Source organism: Streptomyces sp. Inha503, from assembly GCF_047215865.1.
GTDB lineage: Bacteria > Actinomycetota > Actinomycetes > Streptomycetales > Streptomycetaceae > Streptomyces > Streptomyces lycopersici.
Window position 1 is genome coordinate 2,598,239 of sequence record NZ_CP178360.1, and the last position, 20,754, is coordinate 2,618,992.

Here is a 20,754-nt window from a genome sequence, read left to right on the forward strand (position 1 = left end):
CGGAAGGCCGCACACACCATGACCCAACGCTCCTCGCCCTGGCTCGGATTCGCCCTCCGACGGCTCACCGGCCTGGTCACGATCTTCCTCGCGCTGCTCGTCGTGTCCTTCCTGATCGTCCAGCTCATCCCCGGCGACCCGGCGGCGGGCATCGCCGGCGCCAACGCCGACCTCGCGGACACCGCACGCGTCAGACACGAACTCCGGCTCGATCGACCGGTCTGGGAACGGTTCGTCGACTACGTGGGAGATGTCTTCTCCGGACACCTGGGTACGTCGTTCATGTACCGGCAGCCCGTGGAAACGATCATCTTCAACCGCCTCCCCTTCACGGCCACCATCGCGCTGGCGGGGATCGTCATCGTCCTGCTGGTCGCGATTCCGCTGGGAATGATCGTCGGTGTGCTCACGCGCGGTGGCCGACGCACATGGCTGGACACGGCGTTCGGGGTGGTCACCGGTTTCCTCGACGCCGTTCCCGGCTACATCATGGCGTCGTTCCTCGTCGTGACGTTCGCCGTCGGCATCGGAGTGGTGCCGCTCTATCCTCCGGCGTACACCCCCCGCTTCGCCGCCCAGTCGTTCGTCCTGCCCATCGCGTCGATCGTGATCGGACCGATCTGCACCGTCTCCCGGGTGGTCCGCCGCGAAACGGCGGTCGTGCTCGACAACGACTACATGCGCACCGCGCACGGCTGGCGGCTGCCCGCCCACAAGCGCTACGTCAGGTGGGCGCTGCCGAACCTCCTCACCACCACGCTCACCCTGAGCGGGCTCATCCTGACCGGGATGATCGGCGGGGCCATCATCATCGAGTCCGTGTTCGCGCTGCCCGGTCTCGGCAGCGGCATCATCAAGGCCATTCTCGACCGCGACTACCCGGTGATCCAGGGCATGGTGATCGTCATCGGCATGATCGCGGCCATCGTCAACCTCCTCGTCGACGTCCTGCTGGGGCTGATCGACCAACGGACCCTCGGGGGGTCACATGTCTCCGCGTAGCCGACACCGCCGTGGGAACCCCGGACTCGTCCTCGGTCTGGCCCTGCTGGGCATCGTCGTCCTGATCGCCGTACTGGCACCGGTGTTCTTCACCGGCGAGGCGGACGCGCTGGGCAGCCGGTTCGCGCAGCCCTCGTCCGGCCATCCGCTCGGCACCGACGCCGCCGGTCACGATGTGCTGCTGCGCGCCATGGTCGCCACCCGGCTGACCCTGCTGATGACCGTGGGCGCGACGGCGATCGCGGTCGGCCTCGGCATCCTCCTGGGCACCAGCGTGTGGCTCATGGGGCCCCGGTCCCGGGAGGTCTGTCTGCGCGTCATCGACGCGATGGTCGCCTTCCCCGGTCTCCTTCTCGCGCTCGTCGTCGCGGCGGTGCTCGGCGCGGGCGGTTCCTCGGTGGTGATCGCCATCGGCCTGGCCGGGATACCGTACTTCGCCCGCCTCACCGCGAATCTCGCCGCGAAGGTGTCCCAGCAGGAGTACGTCCGGACCGCGCGCCTGCTCGGGGTGAGCCATCGGCGGATCGCGATCAGGCACATGCTGCCCAATATGGCCGAGCCACTGCTGGTGCTGTCGGCGTCGACGTTCGCCAGCACGCTCACCGCCCTCTCCGCCCTGTCGTTCGTGGGGATCGGCGTCCAGTCGCCCTCCTACGACTGGGGAAGGCTGCTCAGCGAGGCGCTGCCGTCGCTGCTGGCGGGGCGGCCGTTCCAGATGGTGGGCCCGGCGGCGCTCGTCATCGTGACCGGGCTCGCCGCGATCCTGATCGGCGACGGTCTCGCGGCCGCGGCGAACCCGCGAACGGCCAGGAGGGCAGCGGGAGGAAGAGGGGCCCGGGACACCGAGCGGGACACGCCGGTACCGAGGGACGGGTATCTGGTCGACGTACAGGACCTGTGGGTTCACAGCGGGGACAAGCCGCTGGTCAAGGGCGTCTCGTTCGGCATCAGGCCGGGTGAGATCGTCGGTGTCGTGGGCGAGAGCGGTTCGGGCAAGACCCTGACCGCGATGTCCCTCGCCCGGCTTCTGCCCGACGGCCTCACCCTCAGCTCCTCCCGCATGTCCATCGGCGAGCTCGATCTCCGCGGACCGGTCCCGCCGGGCCTCATGGCCGAGACGATCAGCCTCGTCTACCAGGACCCGGGCTCGACGTTCAACCCGGCCCTGGCGCTCGGAACCCAGCTCACCGAGGTGCTGCGCACCCACAAGCGCATCGGCGCGCGGGCGGCGAGGGGCCGCATGGTGGAGGCGCTCCAGACGGTGCGCCTGACGCATCCGGAGCGCCGCATGAAGCAGTATCCGCATGAACTCTCGGGCGGCATGCGACAGCGGGCGATGATCGCGACGGCGCTGGCGACCGAGCCGCGGCTGATCATCGCCGACGAGCCGACCACGGCCCTGGATGTGACGGTCCAGGCGGAGATCCTGCGCGAACTGGAGCGCGTCAACGACCGGCTCGGCACCTCGATCATGTTCATCTCGCACGACATCGGGGTGGTACGGGCGCTGTGCCATCGCGTGATCGTCATGTACCACGGCGAGGTGGTGGAGGAGATCGACGCGGCGGACCTCACCGTGGAAGCCGCCCGGCATCCCTACACCAGGGCGCTCCTGGCGGCCACACCCGACATCGACCGGCCGGTGGAGACGCTGCCCGGCATGACGTGGACCCCGGAAAAGGCGAAGGAGCACACGCATGGCTGAGCAGACGGCGGCACAAGCGGCAGCACAGACGGAGGCACAGTCGGCGGCCGTCCAGGTCCGTGACCTCGAGGTGAGCTACGGCTGGGGAAGGAGAGCGACGCGGATCCTGCACGGGATCACGATGGATGTCACCAGGGGACAAACCGTCGGCATCGTGGGGGAATCGGGATCGGGGAAGTCCACTCTGGCGAAGACCCTCACCGGTACGATCCGGCCGACGAGGGGGAGCGTCCGGATCGCCGGCCTGGACGTGTTCGGCACCCGCGGTGCGGACCGCACGGGAATGCGGCGGCGGGTCCAGATGATCCCGCAGGACCCCTACTCCTCGCTCAACCCCCGTCGAACCATCGGCGAGGCGCTCGCCGAAGCGGTGGACCCGCGCCACGCCAAGGTGAGGAAGCACCAGGAGGAGATCGTCCACTGGCTCGAGACCGTCAGAATGCCCGCGGACACCATCCACCAGTATCCCCACGAGTGCTCGGGCGGGCAGCGCCAGCGGATCGCGATCGCGCGCGGGCTGATCCTCCGGCCCGAGGTGGTGATCGCGGACGAGATCACCTCGGCGCTCGATGTCTCGGTCCAGGCGGAGATCCTCAACCTCATCGCGGGGCTGCGCCGAGAACTCGGCCTGACCATGGTGTTCATCTCGCACAACCTCGCCGTCGTCAGGCATGTCAGTGACGAGGTCGCGGTGTTGTACCGCGGCGACATCGTGGAACGCGGTGCGACCGCGGACCTCTACGAGCGCCCGCGACACGCCTACACCCGTGCACTGCTCGACGCGGTCCCGGGCGCGGCCAGGCCGGCCAGGCCCGGCAGCGGGTGTACGCGGGCATGACGCCGCGGAGCCCACGGTCAACAAACCGGGCCGGCCCTCAGCCACTGGTGGATGGCGAGTGCGGTGGTACGGGCGTGTTCCTCCAGCATGGTGAAGTGGTCCCCGTCCAGACGACCTCGGCGTGCGGCAGGCTCCAGTCCGGGGCGGGTTCGGCGCCCGGCAGCGGGTCCCGGGCTCGTACGTACAGGGTGGGGCACCGGCGGAGGCGGATTCCGCCGCCCGGCGCAGCATGTCCGACGTCATCGCCGAGAGCGCCTGGCTCCGGTCGCCGTGACCGGGGGGATGGGTGTCCACCAGGACGGGGGCCGCCGGGGCGGCGCCCTCGGACTCCAGGCGCTCGGCCACGGCATGGGCCACCCAGCCACCGGCCGACCGCCCCAGCGGTACCAGGGGGCCTTCGGCCGCGGCCGCGCGGACGGCGATGGCCTGGGTGGTGACGAGAGCGTCCAGCGTGGCGGGCAGGGCCTCTCAGGGCTCGAACCCCGGGGTGCCGCACCGCGGAAACCGGCCGCAGCCCGCGCAGCCCGGCACCGAGGCGCGCGTACTCCCGCGGTCCGGACACCGCGCTGAGCGCGGGGGCGACGGGCGTGGTCCCCGAGCAGTTCCGGCAGCGGTCTGACGATGTCGGCGTGCGTACGCACCGCATGACTTCCTTGAGGCGACCCGTCGTTGAGGACGACGGCGCGATCCACTTGGTTGCCGGCGGTCGCGCGCGTGCGGGAATCCTCAGTCCTCGTCGCCTCGGTCTTCGGGGGACCGGGCGTCGAGGACTCCGATGAAGTACGAGGCGACGAGGGCGACAGCGCGGTCCTCGTCGTGGGCCAGTTGGCGCAGGACCCCCTGCGCGGCGGTCCCCGACAGCTCGATCAGCGCTTGGGTCAGCCGTATCCGCGTCGCGGAGTCCGCGGCGGGCGCGGCGAGTTCGCCGACCAGTGCGGTCATGATCCGGTCCGCGCACCCGGGGTCCTGGGACAGCGTTCCCAGAACCTCCGCCGCGTCGACGTCGCTGGAGCCCTCGACCACCAGGCCGACGAGTGCGGGCACGGCCGCGGTCACGCCACGCCTGCCCAACGCCAGGGCGGCGTGCCTGCGCACCGTCGCGTCCGGGTCCCCGAGCGCGTCCGCGAGCACCGCGGTCGCATCCGGGGCCGCGCGCATTCCGGCGATCGCCAGCACCGCGCGCCGCCGGACGTCGACGTCCTCCGACCGCGCGCCGGCGGCCAGCGTCGCCACGCCGTCGCCGCCCGAGCGGGCCAGCGCCCAGCGCAGGGCTCCCGCGACGTTGGGGTCGGATTCGGCCAGGACCGCCCCGGCCAGCAGCTCGGCGGGAACCGTCATGCCCTCCGGCCGGGCCAGGACCGCCTGTTGCCTGCGCGCGGCGCTGGTCGAGCTGAGCCCCTGCATGAGTTCGACCATGCGCAGGACGTCCTGCCAGCCGGTGGGCGCCGACGCATCGATCGTACGGAGCCGCTCGAGCAGTTCCGCTTCCCGCTCCAAGCGGTCTTCCGTCCAGCGGATGAGGTCGCTGACCAGGGCGGACGGTGTGAAGGCCGGGTCCTCCAGCGCGCGCCCGATCTGCTTGAGCGAGAGCCCGAGGGACCGCAGGCTCTCCACGTGGAAGATCCTGCGGACGTCCTCGGCGGAGTATTCGCGGTAGCCGCCGACGGTGCGGCCGGTCGGTCGCACCAGCCCGAGGGCGTCGTAGTGCCGGAGCATCCGGGCGCTCACCCCCGAGTGACGGGCCACATCACCGATCAGCAATCCGCGATCTCCGCACGCTTCGCGGCCCCGGCGGCCTCGGCGGCCTCCGCCGACTCGGTCGTCTCCGCGGCAGCGGCAGCCGCTCGTTCCGGGCCGAGGGCGACGACTCGCTTCGCCTCGTCGATGGCCGCGTCGAAACCGGTCTCCGGGTTCTGCCGGAGCAGCTCGGTGGCGCGGGCGTGCGCGGCCACCTCCGGGTCGGGGTTCGCCGCGGCCTTCTCCAGAGCGGGCCCGGTCACGTCGCCGAGGTCGACGAGGGCCCGGCTCAGGCTCAGCCGCACACCGCGGTCGCTGCGGCCGAGCTGCATGACCAGTTCGTCGGCCAAGTCCTTCTTCTCGTCCTCGGGCACGAGGACGACCGCGACGCGCCACGCGGTCCGCGCGACCTCGCCGTCGGCGTCGCGCAGCATGTCGCGCGTGGTCCAGGCCCATGCGCTCTTGTCGCCGATCTTGGAGAGGGTGTGCAACGCCTGGCTGCGGGCCCGAGCGCGCTCGGAGCCGAGTTCCTGGCGGATCCGGGGCAGGGTGATCTCCGGCGAGAGGCGGGTCAGCGCCCAGGACAGCATGTCCCGTACGAAGAAGTCCGGCTCGACCGCGCACCGCTCGACGAGCGTTTCCAGGAGGCCGGGGTCGGGGTTGGAGCCCGCCGCCAGGGCCGCCTGAAGCCGGACCGACGAGTCCTCGGCGCGAAGGGCGTTGGCCACGCGGGTGTTCTCAGGGGTTCCGTTTGTCGTGTTGATCGGGACCACCTCCGGCACCAAGGGGAAACCTTATCACCGTGTCAAGGTCAAGCCCGTGACCGGCGGATCACAAGGTCCGCCGGTCACGCGGCCGCTCGGACGCGCCCACGATCCGTCCCCGCGCGACCAGCTCCAAAGTGGCCCAGACCGCGATGGACTGCACGGCCAGCAGCGCGACGAGGACGAACAGCTGGACCGCCCCGGCCTCGACGGGTGAGGATCCGCCGAGCAGCATGCCGACATAGGCACCGGGGAGCCCGACGAGACCGACCGTGCGGGTCTGGTCGAGGCCGGGGATCAGCGCGTCGGAGGCCGCGGGGCGGGCGATCTCCAGGCGGGCGTCGCGGTCCGGGAAGCCCAGGGCGAGGGCCGCCTCCACCTCTCCTCTGCGGGCGGTGAGTTCCTCGAGGGCGCGGCGTCCGGCGAGGACCGTGGCGGTGAGCGCTCCGCCCGTAAGGATGCCGGCCACCGGAATCAGGGCGATGCCCCTCGACGGCAGCAATCCGGTCAGGAGGAGCACCGCGAGGACGGGAAGCACACCGCACACGATCGGCGCCGCCGCCCAACGCCAGCTGCGATGGCGGGTGATGCGGTGGCCCGCGGTCCAGGCGGCTACCGACAGCATCAGGACGACGAAGCCGAGCGTCAGCGGCAAGACGTGCACGACCACACCGACGACCACCGAGACCACGGCGAGTTGCAGCGCGGCACGCGCCCCGGCGACGGCGATCTCCTTCCCGTAGCGCCGGGTGCCGCGGGCATCGCCGAAGTTCGCCCGTACGGCGATGGCGACCGCGGCGGCGAGGAGTGCCGCCATGACGACGCCGAGGGTCGCGTTGACGGGCAGCAGCATCAGCGCCGCCTGTCGGCGACGGCGCGGGTCAGGGCACGGACGGCGTCCCTCCAGTCGGCCACCAGTCCAATGTCGCACTGATCGAACACCGGCGCGCCGGGATCGTGATTGATCGCGACGAGGGCGTGGGCGCGTGCCACCCGCGCCATGTTCGCGCGCAGTGCCCAGTCACCCGGAGCCACGGTCACGAGCGATGACCCCTCCGAGGGGCCAACGGAAGGTCACCGGGGCCGGCAGCATTCCTGCGCCACCGATACGAAGGCCAGCTTCGCACGGTTGAGTTCGTCCGGCCTCTCATGGCGCCGCAGACAGTCGACGAGGTGCTGTGCCGCGGCGGCGGCGTCGGGCGGGCCTTCCAGGAGTACGCCGCTCAGGGCGCGTTGCAGCAGGACGTCGTCGTCGGCTTGGCCCCGGCCGTTCCGCTCGGTGAGGATCCTCGCCTCCGCGGCTCCGAGGAACTCCGCGTAGGTCTGGCGGCGAAGGGCGAACTCGCGGTGGCCGGACTCCGCGCGAAGCGTCATGCGAACGGATTCGAGTAGCGCGTCCGCCTGGCGGTCCCCGGCGTGACGTGCCGCGGCGGCCTGCCGGATGCCGGCACCGCGGGCGTACCAGCCGGTTACCACGCTGCCCGCGATCGCCGAGCCCGCGGCGATCAGGGCGATTCCCCAGTCACTCATGCCGCCATCCTCGCGATCAGCCGTGGCATGCCACACCACCCTTGCCCAATGTGCGGCGCGGATCACTCTCCGCGACCCTCGAACAGCGCGCGATAGGATCGGTTCATGTCGCCCGACGACGCTAACGAACCTACCTCGACCTGCGGAAACAGCGGCTTCCGGCCGCCGGATTCCGTTAGGCTGAACACTTATACGGGCGACGGGCGACGGGCGACGGGCGACGGGCGACGGGCGACGGGCGACGGGCGACGGGCGACGGGCGACGGGCGACGGGCGACGGGCGACGGGCGACGGGCGACGGGCGAACGGTTCTGTTCGCGGCTCGGTCGGCGGTTGCCCTATATCGCCTGCTCGACGTCCTTCCGGTCTTCTCCGGAGACGCCAGGATCACCCGCCTGTTCACCCTCGTCCCCGGTTCCGACTTCGGAGCCGACGCCTTCTCCGCGATCGACGCCCTCGGAGGGCGCACGGTGCCGTGGAGCGAAGCGTGCGGTCGCTCGTACGACCTGATCGTCGCCGCGAGCCCGAAGGGTGACCTCAGGCTGCTGCGCGGCCCACACGTCCTCATCCCTCACGGCGCGGGCTTCAACAAGTCGATCCGCGGCGAAGGTTCGGCGCACTCGGCATCCGGACTGGACCCGGCGTATCTGCGACGAAGCCACGACCGCTCCCCGGCAGCGCTGCACGCCTTGGCCCACCCCGATCAGATCGCCAGGCTGGCCGCCGCGGACCCGCGGGCCGCCCGGCGCGCGAAGGTGATCGGCGATCTCACTCTGGAACGCGTCCTCGCCTCGACGTCCCTGCGCGACCGCTACCGGGCGGCGCTGGGCACCGGGGCGCGTAAGCTGCTGGCCCTGGTCTCCACCTGGGGGCCCGAGTCCCTCGTCCGGCGGCATCCCGGACTGCCCGCCCAGCTTGCGGCCCAACTGCCCTACGACGAATACCAGTTGGCGCTGGTGATCCACCCCAATGAGCGCAGCCGGCTGGGGACGTACGAGCTGACCGAACGCCTCGCCCGGGCCCTCGACGCGGGACTGGTCCTGCCGGATCCGCACGAGGAGTGGGCCTCCGTCCTGATCGCCGCGGACGCCCTGGTCACCGACCACGGATCGGCCGCCCTGTACTACTGCGCCGCCCAGGATCGCCCCGTCGTGGGCGTCCACCAAGGCGGCGGCGAACTGATCCCCGGCAGCCCGATGGACATACTCCTCGACGGGATACCTCAGTTGAGCCGAGCCGAGGACATCGCCGACGCACTCCGGGCGTACCGGCCGGGTCCCGGCCACGCCGCCGCGCAGGCCGCGTTCGCGCCCGCCGGTGAGGCCGTGGACCGGCTGCGAACCGAGGTCTACGGCCTGCTCGGCCTCGCGCCGCCCGCCCACGGCGTCATACCCCGGCCGCTGCCCTCGCCCGCTCCCGCCACACGTGCCCCCGCGGCGTTCGACGTCCATGTGACGACCACCACGGCCGGCGTCCGGATCACCCGGCACCCGGCCGGCACCGGGCTGCTCGGCCACCACCTGGCCGTGGAGCACGGCGCTGCCGCCGAAAAGTTCGCCCGTTCCGCGGGCCTGTTGTACCGCCGTCCGCTCCCGGCCTCCGCCGCCCCCGTGGACCTGGTCTGGACCGCCGACGGGTGGACCCGGCATGCCCTCGCCACTTACCCCGGTTGCCGTTCCGCGGCCGCTGTGCTGCCGTCCGGCGGGTGCCTGCTCAGAGTCCGCGGTCATGAGCGGATGTACGCCGCCCAGGTCGAACCCCGGTCCGAAGCAGGCCGGATCGTACGGATCGACCCGGCCATCGCGCTGTCGGCCGTCCACGCCCGCCTGATATCCCCTCAGCCCGCCGCCCCGGACAGCCCCACCGTGTTGAACTGCCTCGTCGGAGAGCGGACTTTCCGGATCACCCTCCGCCCGGCCACGGACGCCGAAGCCGCGCAAGCGATCCAGGGCCCTTCTGACGGCCCCTAGGGTCCTTCCTCCACGGAGATCCGTCAGAAGGGCCCTAGACCAGGCCGTTGCGCCGCCGGAAGGTGCGGGCCGCCATACGGTGCTCCTCGGCCTCGGCCAGGTGCCCTTCGGCCGCGTCCAGTTCGGCGAGAGCGTCGTGGACACGTGCCAGATCGAAGCCCGAACGCCGCTTGCCCGCCTGCCCGAGCGACCGCTCGTACAGCTCACGGGCCTCGTCCATCCGGCCGAGGCGGTACAGGACGCCGGCGAGGGCGAACGCTGAGCGTCCGATCAGCCTCTCGCGCTTCTTCGCCACGAACCCGGCATGCGCCTCGGACAGCAGACGATGCGCTGCCTCAAGGTCACCCGCCTTGGCGCTCGCCTCTCCCATGCGGTAGGTCTGGAGCAGCACGCCATAGGGGTTGGGGATCGCCCGGTGCATATCGCGGGAGGCCGTGAAGTCGGCCAGGGCGGCATTCCACTCGCCTCGTACGCCCTTGAGCATGCCGCGGTGCTCAACGGCCGACGCGGCAAGCTTGCGGTCCCGTTCGGAGTCCCCCAGCAGTTCAAGGGCGGACATCGCGCTGTCGATCTGCTCCTGGGCCTCGTTCAGCTCCTCCGACTCCCACAGCGGCCTGGCCAGCTGGCAGCGCGTGCGCACCAGCCATCCCGCGTTCCCCCCGTGCCGTACGGCCGAGTCGACGGCGCGCCGGAAGACCTCGATGACCTCGGACTGGTGGGGATGGTCCAGGGCATGCGTCCACACGGGCTCGGACAGGGCCACGACCTCGGTGTCCATTCCACTGCCGTGGGCCAGCCGCGAGCACGCGAACAGCACATGCCGTTCCTCCTCGAGCCAGCGGGCCGCGCGTGCGGCGTGCTCGGCCCTGGCCTCGTCGTCCACGGCCGCTTCCGGATCCTCAAGTGGAACGTCCGGCACACCGGGAATGGGTTCGGACAGGTCCACGACGGTCAGCCGGCGGCCGGCGGCGAACCGGTCGGCCAGCTGGGCCTGCCGGACGAACCAGCGCACCAGCCTCGTCTGCGCCGCGGCCACCTCCTCTTCCGCCGCCTCGCGGCGGGACTGGCGCAGGGCGTGTGCGCGCAGCGGTCCTGCCAGCCTCATCTGGCCGGCCTCGGTCAGCGACAGCAGACGCAGGTCCAGTAACCCGGCCCGGTCCAGTTCCTCCAGGGCGTCCTGGCAATCCTCCAGTCCCAGCCCCAACATCGCGGTGGCGGAGTGGAGTGTGAACGTCTCACCGGGATGGTGCGCCAGCGACCGGTAGAGGAGGGCCGCCGGGCGGGACAGCTCGGCATAGGCCGTGTCCCAGATCCGCTCCACGCCGGACACGCCCTTCTCGTCCAGCTCGGCCCTGAGATCGGCGAGGAGACGGGAGAGCGGACGCAGCCGGTGCGTGCGCACCCACCGGCCGGCCACGTGCAGCGCCGCGGGAAGGCCGTCGCACAACCGGATCACCGCCCGCGCCGCCTCCGGATCCGCGGCCAGCCGGTGGTCACGGACGATCAGCTCCAGCAGCTCGGTCGCGGCCCGCTCGTCCAGTGGCGGCAGCACCAGATCCACCGCGGCGCCGGCCTCGAGGTCGTGGAGTGGACCGTGGCTCGTGATGATCACCACGCTGGCGCCCGATGCCGGGAGCAGGGGAACGACCTCCGAGGCGTAGCGAGCGTTGTCCAGCAGGAGGACCAGTTTCGCGTCGGAGGTCCTGTTCCAGTACTGCCGGCACCGAGCCGCGTACTGGGCCCGCACCTGGTCCGGGAGCACCCCGAGGGAATCCAGCAACTGGGAGAGCACATCACCGGGGTCCAGCACGCCGTCCGCGCGGAAGTCGTCCAGATCGACGGAGAGCACACCATCCGTGAAGGGAAATCGCTCGCCCAGAGTGCGGGCGATCAGGACAGCCAACTCCGTCTTTCCCAAGCCGCCTGGCCCGCTCAGCGCGAGGACCAGCGGGCGGGACCGGCTCCGCCAGTCCGTCACGGCGCGCAAGGCGCGTTCCCGCTCATCATCGCGGTTGACGAAGTACACCGGCTCCGGCGGAAGTTCGACCCTCACAACAGCCCCCTCGACCATCTGCGGTGCCCTGCGCGCACTACCCGACGATCACGCACTCTAGAGACTTTCCGCCGGGACCTCGACCAAGAGCCGGGTGTGGCGAACGCTCGGGCCCTGAAGCGTGTCCAGCTTGTCACGGCTGTGGCAGCGGGCCATCATCTGCGGATGAGCAGCGGGCGGGACGACGGCAGGGCCGTCACGTCCAACACGGTGGCGGGGGACGTCTGCGGAGTGGTCGTGCAGGCCGGTTCGGTCGCCGGCGGAGTGCACTTCCACCATCACACGACACCCGGTCAACCCCTCTCCCGGGTGGGGCGATTGGCGCAGCGGCCCCCATGGCTGGCACGGCTGCCGTGCGGGGACGACACGGTCGCCGGGGCGGGCATGCTGGTCGACGAGCGGCATGTGGTCACGTGTGCCCACGTTGTGGGGCAGCAGGTCGGGCGGCCCCCGGCCACGGCGGGCGCCGGGCAGCGGGCGCGGGGCGAAGTCCTCGTCGAATTCCCGTTCGCGGCCGGTGTGACCACTCGCCGTGCGACGGTCGTGGGCTGGCAGCCCATCGCCGGTGATGGTTCCGGGGATGCCGCGGTACTGCGGCTGGTCGAACCGGTCGCGCTGACACCGGCGCCCCTGGCGTGCGGGCCATCGCCGCACGGTCACGGTTTCTGGGTGCACGGCTTCCCGGGAGGCCGCCCCGCGGCTGGACGAGCGCGGGGACGATTGGGCGGTTCCGGCGGTCCCGCCGGCGAGTGGATCGACGTCGAGCCGGGCGACACGGATCAGGCACTGCCCGACGCCGGCTTCTCCGGGGCGCCGGTGTTCGACCAGGACGCCGACGCGGTGGTGGGGATCTACGTATCCCGCGATGAGCGCGGCAGGCCATACCTCCTGCCCGTGTCCTACCTCCGTGCGCTGTGGCCGTGGCTGGAGCTCAGGGTCGGCTGGCGGCTGGATCTGGATCCGGCTCTGAAGACGCACTGGCTTCCGCGGGCTCGTGGTTCGGAGGTCGAGTCCGACAGCGGTGTCTGGTATTTCTCCGGACGGCGGGCGGCCCGTCAGAGGATCTGCGACTGGCTGGCCGATCCCGATCAACCGGCGCTGGTGGTGACGGGCGGCCCGGGGACGGGGAAGTCGGCGCTCCTCTCCCATCTGCTGGTCGCCGCGGACCCCATCCTCGCGAGCGACGTGCCCACCGGCGGCCCGCGCCCGCCCCGTGGCGCCTTCGACGTGGCCGTACAGGTCACCGGGATGTCGCGGGACGAAGTGGTGGAGCGGCTGGCCGCCGCCTCCGGAGTCGAGGCCGCGACTCCGCAGGAGCTGCTGGTCGCGCTGCGGGAGCGCCGCCGGACCGACCGCCGGGCCTTCACCGTGCTGGCCGACGCGTTGGAGGAAGCAGCCACCCATGAGGAGGCCCTGCGCATCGTGGCGCTCCTGCGCAACCTGGCCACCAGTCGCGCGGCGCGGGTACTGGCCGGTGTGCGTACGGCCCCGGCCGGCAGTGACCGCGCCCGCGTCCTCGAGTCGTTCGGCCGCACCACACCACGCGTCGACCTCGAGTCCTACGAGTTCCTGCGCAACCACGACATCGCCGAATACGCCGAACGCCGCCTCACCGGAGAGGACGGCGAATCCACCCGATATCGCGACCGTCCTCGCCATGAGCTGCGCGAGATCGGCCGCGCGGTGGCGCGCAAGGCCCGTTACAACTTCCTCATCGCCCAACTGGCGACCCGCTGGCTCACCCACCCCGCCACACCACCGCTCGATCTGGACGACCCGGCGTGGGAACACGGCCTCCCCGAAACCATCGGTCAGGCCATGGACGCCTATCTCGACACCTGCGGTCCCGATACGGCCCTGGTGCGGCGTCTGCTGACCGCGCTGGCCTTCGCCCGCGGCGACGGCCTGACCCGCGACGACTCCTGGCTGACCATCGCCGACGCCCTCCACCGCGGTCGCGCACACAGCCTCGGCGAACTGGAGACCGTGTTCCACGGGGCGGCGAACTACCTCATCGAACGCTCCGGCGACAACGGCGAACAGCCCTCCTACCGGCTCTATCACAACGCTCTCGACGAGCACTTGCGCGAGCGGTGCCCCGCCCACGAGCCGCAACGGGCCATCGCCGCGGCCCTCGCCGCCGCGGCACCGCTGCGGGACGGGCGGCGCGACTGGGCCGCCACCGCCCCCTATACCCGCACCCACCTCGCCGGCCACGCCGCGCAGGCGGACCAGCTCGATGATCTGCTGGCAGACGTCGGCTTCCTCCTCCACGCCGAACCCGGCCCCCTGCTGACGGCCCTGCCCCACGCCACCACCGAGAAGGGGCGCCTCACAGCCGTTGTCTACCGCATGACCAACCACCAGCACCGCCAGGCCCGCCCCGGCACCCGCTGCCGCGTCCTCGCGCTCGACGCCGCCCGGCTCGGCGCCAGGGAGCTCCAACACCAGCTCAACGCCGCCCGGTCCCGGCTGGGCGAGGACACCGCGGGATCCGCCTGGCGCGTGCGCTTCGCCACCGGAAGCTCCCTCCCCACGGCCACGATCGGCACCCTCACCGGCCATGAACACGGTGTCGGAGCGGTGGCTGTCACCGAACTCGACGACCGGCCCGTCGCCGTCGTCGGCGGATACAACAGCGGCACGTTATGGCTGTGGGACCTCGCCGAGCAACAGCTGCTCGGCCGGTTCGCCGCCAGGTACACGGGAGGCGTCAGGGCGTTGGCGGTGGCCGAGCTGGACGGCCGCCCCATCGCCTTGACGGGTGGCCTCATCGGCGGCGATATTCCGGTGTGGGATCTGACGGAACAACGCCAGATCGGCCACTGCCGTGACTTCGGCGGAGCCACCAGTCTGGCGGTGGGAGAGTGGGACGGCCGCCCCATCGCCGTCACCGGACAAGACCGGAACCAAACAGTACGAGTGTGGGATCTGGCCGAGTGCCGACTGCTCGCCGAGATCGCGACTGGCTGCCGCCGCGGCATCCGTGGGGTCGCGGCGGGAGAGCTGGACGGACGTCCCATCGCGGTCACCGGCGGCATCGGCGATCCCCATGTGCGGGTGTGGGACCTGGCCGGACAGCATCAGATCGGGCAGCCCCTCACCGGACACACCCGCGGCATCGGGGCCGTGGCGGTGGGGAAGCTCGACGGCCGCACCGTCGCCGTCACCGGCGGCGGCGTGAGGGACGGAACCGTGCGCGTGTGGGACCTCGCGGAGCAGCGCCAGATCGGGCAACCCCTCACCGGACACACCGAGGGCATCAGCGCGATCGCGGTGGGAACGCTCGGCGACCGCGCCATCGCCGTCACCGGCGGCGGCCTGGGGGACGGAACCGTGCGCCTGTGGGACCTGGCCGAGCAGCGCCAGATCGGGCGGCCCCTCATCGGACACTCCCAGGACGTGAGCGCCGTGGCGGTGGCCGAACTGGACGGCCTCCCCATCGCGATCACCGGAGGAGGCGGCGACGAGACGGTACGGGTGTGGAACCTCGCCGAACAGCACCGGATCGGCCACCCTGTCACCGGCCACAGGAGCGATATCAAGGCAGTGGCGGTAGGCGAGGTGGACGGCCGCTCCATCGCCCTCACCGGCGACAGCTTCGGCGACTGCGCCGTGCGGGTGTGGGACCTGGCCGGACAGCGCCGGACCGGGCGGCCCCTCACCGGACACGGCGCGGGTATCAGCGCCATCGCGGTGGGGGAACTGGACGATCTTCCCGTGGCCATCACCGCCAGCGGCCTCGACAAGACGGCACGGATCTGGGACCTGGCCGGCCAACGCGAGATCGGACGGTACCCCGTCGGCGACCTGATCGGCAGCGACGCCGTGGCCATCGGGGAGCTGAACGGGCGCCCGATCACCATCCACAGTGGGATCGGGGGCAAGCTGCGGGTGTGGGACCTCGTTGAGCAGCGCGCGGTCGGGCAGCCCCTCATCGGACACACCCACATGGTCAACTCGATCGCCGTGGGTGAGCTCGACGGCCGCGCCATCGTGGTCTCCGGTGGTGTCGAGAACGTGGTGCGGGTGTGGGACCTCGCCGAGCAGCGCCAGATCGGACACATCTCGACCACGCACAGCCGTGGCGTCACCGCGGTGGCGGTCGGAGAACTCAACGGCCGGGCCGTCGTCGTCACCGGCGGTGGCACCTGGGACGAGACGGCCCGGGTCTGGGACCTGCACGACGGCCGTTGCGTCGACGAGCTGACCATGCCTGGTCCCGTCGCATGCATGGCCCTCGGGCGGGACGGGGCACTCGCCCTCGGGTTCGGCCACGACATCGCGGTCTTCGACACGGATTTCCACAACACGGCCCGCATACGCCTGCGCACTCGGTCCGCTCCATGACACCCGGGCCGCGGCACCTCGCGGCAGCAGGCCGGCCATGCGTCACCTCCCGAGCATCTATGGAACTATCGCAAATAGCGCAATTTCTGCCTAAGCGATGAATGATCGGACTCTTGCGATGGAAGATCTCCGTCGATCAAAGCCCTCGTCGGAGGCTCCTCCCTCGGGCGACCCCATACGCAGGCAGCCGAAAGGGGTGAGGCCACTACTGAGTGTGCACAGCGTGGTGGGCCAGCTGTTCATCTTGCAGGTGGCGATCATCGTGCTGCTGGCGGTCGGAGCCGTATTCCTGCTGGTGCTGACGGTCCAGCGCGACGCCGAGCGGAACGCCGCCGACCGCTCACTCGCGATATCGGAGGGTTTCGCCCGCTCCCCGGGAATCGCGAACGCCCTGAAGTCACCCGATCCGACGGCGGTGCTACAGCCGAGGGCCGAGGCGGCCAGGAAGGCATCCGGTGTCGGGGCCATCGTCGTCGTGAACCGGGACGGGATCCGCTACACCCACCCTCAGCCCGAGCTCATCGGCCGGCGCTGGACGAGGGGGGACGTGATGGGCACCCTCCTGGCCGGGCGAACGGTCAAGGGAAAGTACACGAGCCCCTTCGGCCCGCTGTTCACGGCCATTGTCCCGGTGAGGGACGCCAAAGGCTCCGTGAACGGCGCGGTCGGCGCCAGTGTCACGGTCGAAAACGTCAACGGTGTGGTCGCCCGGCACCTCCCGGCCGTACTCGGTGCCGCCGCCGCGGCCATGACCATCACCACGGGCGGGGCGGCGGTGCTCAGCCGCCGGCTGCTGCGCCAGACCCGTGGGCTCGGCCCGTCCGAGATCACCCGGCTGTATGAGCACCACGACGCGGTCCTGCACGCCGCACGTGAAGGGATCGTCATCGTCGACGCCGACCGTCGTCTGTTGCTGGCCAACCACCAGGCACGGCATCTGCTCGGCCTTCCCCCGGATGCCGTGGGCCGTCCCGTGGCCGAGCTCGGTCTCCCCCCGCCGACCACCGAGCTGCTGGCTTCGGGACGTGAGGCCGACGACGAGATACATCCCGTGGCCGGTCGGGTACTGGCCGCCAATCAGCGGCCCCTGGACGGGCCCGGAGGTCCATCCGGCAGCGTCGCGACGCTGCGTGACTCCACGGAACTCCAGGTGCTCTCCGGCCGGGCGGAAGCGGCGCGGGAACGCCTGCGGGTGCTGTACGGCGCGAGCGTGTCCATCGGCACCTCGCTCGATGTGACGCGGACCGCCGAGGAGCTGGCCGAGGTGGCGGTGCCGCGATTCGCCGACTTCGTCACCGTCGATCTCGCCGAGCCCGTCCTGACCGGCGACGAGCCGGTGGACACGGGGCAGCGGCTCCGCCGTATCGTCATGAGGGGCATCCACGACGACCCTCCGATCCATCGCACAGGCGAACCGATCGGCTTCGTCCCCTCCACACCTCAGGCCACGGGCATGACCCTCGGGGACGCGGTCATCGAGCCCGAGCTGCGCAAGGCCCACGGATGGCGAGAACAGGATCCGGCGGGTGCTCAACGGATCATCGACTACGGAATGCACTCCCTCATCACCGTCCCGCTGCTCGCCCGTGGGGTGACTCTGGGAGTGGTGAGCTTCTGGCGTTCGGAGGAGCCGGAGCCCTTCGAGGAGGACGACCTGGCCCTGGCCGAGGAATTGGGCACCCGCGCCGCGGTCTGCATCGACAACGCACGGCGGTACACCCGTGAACACGCCATGGCCGTGACGCTGCAACACAGCCTGCTGCCCCGGGACCTGCCCGAGCAGAACGCCCTCGAAGTCGCCCACCGCTATCTGCCCGCCCAGTCGGGTGTGGGCGGGGACTGGTTCGACGTCATCCCCCTGCCCGGTGCGCGCGTCGCGCTCGTGGTGGGCGACGTCGTCGGCCAGGGCCTGCACGCCGCGGCCACCATGGGGCGTCTGCGCACCGCCGTCCGCAACTTCTCCTCTCTGGACCTGCCGCCCGACGAACTGCTCGCACGTCTCGACGAACTCATCGACGGCGACGACCGCACGCGGGAGAACGCGGACTTCTCCGATGCGACCCTCGGGGCCACCTGTCTGTACGCCATCTACGACCCGGTCGAACGAAGCTGCGCCATGGCTCGGGCCGGCCACCCGCCTCCCGCGTTGGTCCACCCCGACAACACGGTGGAGTTCCTGGAGCTGCCGGCCGGGCCACCGCTGGGTCTGGGCGGTCTGCCCTTCGAGGCCGCCGAGGTGGAACTGCCCGAAGGCAGCAGGCTCGTGCTCTACACCGACGGCCTGGTCGAGGACCGTGACCGGGACATCGAGGAGGGTCTCGACATCCTGCGCACCACGTTGAGCCGCGCGGACGGAGAGCCGGAAGACACCTGCCACGCACTGCTCGAAGCCTGGCTGCCCCGCCGCTCCCGCGATGACATCGCACTCCTGGTGGCCCGCACTCGCGTACTGCCCCCGGATCAGGTCGCGCGGTGGGACGTTCCCCGCGACCCCGCCGCCGTAGGACAGATGCGCGGCGCCGTCGGAGACCAGCTCGCCGCATGGGGGCTGGACGATCTCGCCTTCCTCACGGAACTGATCCTCAGCGAGCTGATCACCAACGCCATCCGTCACGCCACCGGGCCCATCGGCGTCCGGTTGCTACTCGATCGCAAGCTGGTCTGCGAGGTCTCCGACAGCAGCAGCACCTCCCCCCATCTGCGGTATGCCGACACCGCGGATGAAGGCGGGCGGGGCCTCTTCCTGGTCGCCCAGTTGGCCGACCGCTGGGGTACCCGCTACACCCCGGGCGGCAAGGTCATCTGGTCCGAGCAGCGGCTTCCGGACGAGACGCCAGGAGCTCACCGCGGGTTCTGAGCCCGGGACGGCCGATGAGGGTCGGTGCGTACGTGCGCGCGTATCCCTTGCAGACCGAAGAGGATGAGAAGCTCAACCGCGCCGCCGTCGGCGCTGCCCAGCCAGTGGGGCAAGGACGTGTCGAACTCGGCCGCCTCACCGGGCGGCAGCGTCAGATCGCGCTCGCCGATCACGAGTCGCAGGCGTCCGCTGAGCACGTAGAGCCATTCGAAGCCCTCGTGGGTCTGCGGGGTCGGTTCGAGTGGTTCCGGCCCGGCGGGAATGATCATCTTGAACGCGTGCACACCGCCCGGTCGCCGGGACAGGGGCACGAACGTCATGCCGAACCGCCTGATCGGCTTGAGGTGTATCCGAGGGTCGCCGGTGCGCGGGGCACCGACGAGGTCGTCCAGCGGAACGTCATAGATACGGGCCAGCGGCAGCAGCAGTTCCAGGGTCGGCCGACGCTGCCCGCTCTCCAGCCGGGACAGGGTGCTCTCCGACACTCCGGTCCTCGTCGCGAGGTCGGCGAGGGTGATGCCGCGGTCACGACGCAGCACCCGTAGCCGCGGCCCCACCGCGGCGAGCACGTCGTCGTCCGTCGTGAGATCCATGAGGCCCACCTTGCCACTGCCGCAAGATTTCGTGCCAGATCGTGGTGGGCCCGCCAAGACCGAGCGCCTGGACGGCCGCCCGCGATGCCGTCAGTCCAAGGCGCCCCGCTGCCGCAGATAGCCCTGCCCCGTGGTGGTCCTGAGCCACTCCGTGGCCATGGCCAGCAGAGCCGCGTCCGCGGGCACCGCCAGGCTCAGCCCTGTCGCGTGCTCGACGGCTTGGAGCCGGTTGCGCACCGTGTTGCGATGCCGGTACGTGCGGTCGGCGACTTCGGTGACGGAGCCGAGCGCGAGGTAGTGCCGCAGTGTCTCGATCAGGCTTTCGTGATCACGCGCCGCCATCAGCGGAGCGAGCACATCGCGGGCCATGACACCGGTGAGCTCCTCGTCCCCCGACATGATCGCGCCGATCCAGTGGCGCCGGATGGGGCGCAGCCCGGGGACGGCATCGCTTCGGATCGCCGCGCGGGCCAGCCGTACGCCGCGAGGCGTACCCGCCAAGCCGTCGACGTCGACGGTGCCGCACCTCCAGGCCCCCAGCGGGGCGAGGTGGTCGTGGACGGCCCCGCTGGACCGACGGCCCCGGTTGATCACTCCGAGCAGTTCGTCGCCGAGGTAACCGAAGTGATAGGGGAGGTTGGCCCGCCGCAGCGCCTGGTGACAGTCGGCAAGGGACCGGTCACTGGTGGGGACTCCCTCGGCCACGAGGACCACCAAGGGGGCATCAACCGGAATGCCGAGCTTGGCCGAGGCATCGGCCACGACGGCGGTGTCCCGCTCGCCTTCCAGCACCAGGCGTTCGAAGGCGCGGCTGCGGACCTGTAGTCGATGACTCGTGAGATCGCGTTCCGCGCGGTGGTAGGCGTCGACGACCTCGACGCTGTTGGTGTCCGTCGCTTCCCAGACCAACAGCAGACCATCGAGGAACCCGGGGTCGCCGGCGAGGCCCCGTTTCCGGCCCTCCTCGACGAACGCCTCCCACAGCACCCGGAAGTCCAGCTGGAACGAATGCACCAGCGCCGGAAGAGGAAAGCCCTGTTCAGCGCGCTGGCGACCGACATCTGAGGTGGCTCGGGCGACGTCCGGCGGGACGGCGTCTCCGGACAGCCGGGTCAAGGCGAGTTCGAGGGTCCGTCGCATACCGGCCAGTTTCACGGCGGGCTCCACGGGCATGTCCGCGTACGCCCGTTCCTGGCGGTCCAGACGAGCCTGCGCATTCGTCGCCAGCTCCTCCAGACGCTCGGCGAGCAGCATCCGGGCGATCGAACGCACCGCCTCCGCGTGCCGCCCCGAAGGGTGTCGCTCCGGAATGTGCATGGTCCCCCTGATCCCTGACCCCGGCGGGATTGACCTCA

Annotated in this window: 14 protein-coding genes and 1 pseudogene; 6 read left to right on the top strand and 9 right to left on the bottom strand. The window is 71.2% G+C overall.

The window, feature by feature from the left end; all coding sequences use genetic code 11:
- Positions 1–18 precede the first annotated feature (18 nt).
- Genes ACJX2R_RS10405 through ACJX2R_RS10415 form a run of 3 tightly spaced genes read left to right on the top strand, consistent with a single transcriptional unit; the run spans position 19 to position 3,545 of the window.
- A complete protein-coding gene (locus ACJX2R_RS10405) occupies positions 19–1,002 on the top strand; it encodes an ABC transporter permease (protein ID WP_413099828.1) in 984 nt (327 codons plus the stop codon).
- Entirely contained in the window at positions 989–2,707 is a 1,719-nt protein-coding gene (locus ACJX2R_RS10410; protein WP_413099829.1) for a dipeptide/oligopeptide/nickel ABC transporter permease/ATP-binding protein, read from the top strand. Before ACJX2R_RS10405 ends, ACJX2R_RS10410 begins: the two co-directional genes overlap by 14 nt.
- Positions 2,700–3,545 carry an ATP-binding cassette domain-containing protein gene (locus ACJX2R_RS10415; RefSeq protein WP_413099830.1) on the top strand — a complete coding sequence of 282 codons (846 nt, stop codon included), beginning with the start codon at positions 2,700–2,702 and terminating at the stop codon, positions 3,543–3,545. Before ACJX2R_RS10410 ends, ACJX2R_RS10415 begins: the two co-directional genes overlap by 8 nt.
- 243 nt (positions 3,546–3,788) lie before the next feature.
- On the opposite strand, the pseudogene ACJX2R_RS10420 reads toward ACJX2R_RS10415, so the two are convergent.
- The 6 genes and pseudogenes from ACJX2R_RS10420 to ACJX2R_RS10445 form a co-directional block, all read right to left on the bottom strand.
- Positions 3,789–4,007: pseudogene (locus ACJX2R_RS10420) on the bottom strand (thioesterase domain-containing protein); the annotation flags it as partial.
- A gap of 264 nt (positions 4,008–4,271) precedes the next feature.
- Positions 4,272–5,306, bottom strand: a complete 1,035-nt coding sequence (locus ACJX2R_RS10425) for a MerR family transcriptional regulator (RefSeq protein WP_413099831.1) — start codon at positions 5,304–5,306, stop codon at positions 4,272–4,274.
- On the bottom strand, positions 5,300–6,010 hold the full coding sequence (locus ACJX2R_RS10430) for a HEAT repeat domain-containing protein (RefSeq protein ID WP_413099832.1): 711 nt from the start codon (positions 6,008–6,010) through the stop codon (positions 5,300–5,302). Before ACJX2R_RS10430 ends, ACJX2R_RS10425 begins: the two co-directional genes overlap by 7 nt.
- A gap of 103 nt (positions 6,011–6,113) precedes the next feature.
- Positions 6,114–6,899 carry an ABC transporter permease gene (locus ACJX2R_RS10435; protein ID WP_413099833.1) on the bottom strand — a complete coding sequence of 262 codons (786 nt, stop codon included), beginning with the start codon at positions 6,897–6,899 and terminating at the stop codon, positions 6,114–6,116.
- Entirely contained in the window at positions 6,899–7,087 is a 189-nt protein-coding gene (locus ACJX2R_RS10440) for a hypothetical protein (RefSeq protein WP_413099834.1), read from the bottom strand. The genes ACJX2R_RS10435 and ACJX2R_RS10440 overlap by 1 nt, the downstream gene beginning before the upstream one ends.
- A gap of 33 nt (positions 7,088–7,120) precedes the next feature.
- A complete protein-coding gene (locus ACJX2R_RS10445) occupies positions 7,121–7,576 on the bottom strand; it encodes a hypothetical protein (RefSeq protein ID WP_413099835.1) in 456 nt (151 codons plus the stop codon).
- A 347-nt stretch (positions 7,577–7,923) separates the two neighbouring features.
- Between ACJX2R_RS10445 and ACJX2R_RS10450 the strand changes: the two genes are divergently transcribed.
- Positions 7,924–9,546 carry a translation initiation factor 2 gene (locus ACJX2R_RS10450; RefSeq protein WP_413105818.1) on the top strand — a complete coding sequence of 541 codons (1,623 nt, stop codon included), beginning with the start codon at positions 7,924–7,926 and terminating at the stop codon, positions 9,544–9,546.
- A gap of 34 nt (positions 9,547–9,580) precedes the next feature.
- Here ACJX2R_RS10450 and ACJX2R_RS10455 read toward each other — a convergent pair whose 3' ends face one another.
- Positions 9,581–11,599 carry a hypothetical protein gene (locus ACJX2R_RS10455; protein ID WP_413099836.1) on the bottom strand — a complete coding sequence of 673 codons (2,019 nt, stop codon included), beginning with the start codon at positions 11,597–11,599 and terminating at the stop codon, positions 9,581–9,583.
- 165 nt (positions 11,600–11,764) lie between these two features.
- On the opposite strand from ACJX2R_RS10455, the gene ACJX2R_RS10460 reads away from it, so the two are divergent.
- Entirely contained in the window at positions 11,765–15,949 is a 4,185-nt protein-coding gene (locus tag ACJX2R_RS10460) for a trypsin-like peptidase domain-containing protein (RefSeq protein WP_413099837.1), read from the top strand.
- A gap of 118 nt (positions 15,950–16,067) precedes the next feature.
- Entirely contained in the window at positions 16,068–18,806 is a 2,739-nt protein-coding gene (locus ACJX2R_RS10465) for a SpoIIE family protein phosphatase (protein ID WP_413099838.1), read from the top strand.
- Here the strand turns inward: ACJX2R_RS10465 and ACJX2R_RS10470 are convergent.
- Together ACJX2R_RS10470 and ACJX2R_RS10475 are read right to left on the bottom strand one after the other, a co-directional pair.
- Positions 18,791–19,399: a helix-turn-helix domain-containing protein gene (locus ACJX2R_RS10470; protein ID WP_413099839.1), complete on the bottom strand. Its 609-nt coding sequence runs from the start codon at positions 19,397–19,399 to the stop codon at positions 18,791–18,793. The two genes, ACJX2R_RS10465 and ACJX2R_RS10470, sit on opposite strands and share 16 nt — an antisense overlap.
- Before the next feature lie 90 nt (positions 19,400–19,489).
- A complete protein-coding gene (locus tag ACJX2R_RS10475; RefSeq protein ID WP_413099840.1) occupies positions 19,490–20,716 on the bottom strand; it encodes a PucR family transcriptional regulator in 1,227 nt (408 codons plus the stop codon).
- Between the last annotated feature and the right edge of the window lie 38 nt (positions 20,717–20,754).

Coding starts and splice junctions, on each gene's coding strand:
- ACJX2R_RS10445 (WP_413099835.1), bottom strand. CDS start 7,576: ATGAGTGACTGGGGAATCGCCCTGATCGCCGCGGGCTCGGCGATCGCG.
- ACJX2R_RS10470 (WP_413099839.1), bottom strand. CDS start 19,399: ATGGATCTCACGACGGACGACGACGTGCTCGCCGCGGTGGGGCCGCGG.
- ACJX2R_RS10465 (WP_413099838.1), top strand. CDS start 16,068: ATGGAAGATCTCCGTCGATCAAAGCCCTCGTCGGAGGCTCCTCCCTCG.
- ACJX2R_RS10410 (WP_413099829.1), top strand. CDS start 989: ATGTCTCCGCGTAGCCGACACCGCCGTGGGAACCCCGGACTCGTCCTC.
- ACJX2R_RS10475 (WP_413099840.1), bottom strand. CDS start 20,716: ATGCACATTCCGGAGCGACACCCTTCGGGGCGGCACGCGGAGGCGGTG.
- ACJX2R_RS10415 (WP_413099830.1), top strand. CDS start 2,700: ATGGCTGAGCAGACGGCGGCACAAGCGGCAGCACAGACGGAGGCACAG.
- ACJX2R_RS10460 (WP_413099837.1), top strand. CDS start 11,765: ATGAGCAGCGGGCGGGACGACGGCAGGGCCGTCACGTCCAACACGGTG.
- ACJX2R_RS10405 (WP_413099828.1), top strand. CDS start 19: ATGACCCAACGCTCCTCGCCCTGGCTCGGATTCGCCCTCCGACGGCTC.
- ACJX2R_RS10435 (WP_413099833.1), bottom strand. CDS start 6,899: ATGCTGCTGCCCGTCAACGCGACCCTCGGCGTCGTCATGGCGGCACTC.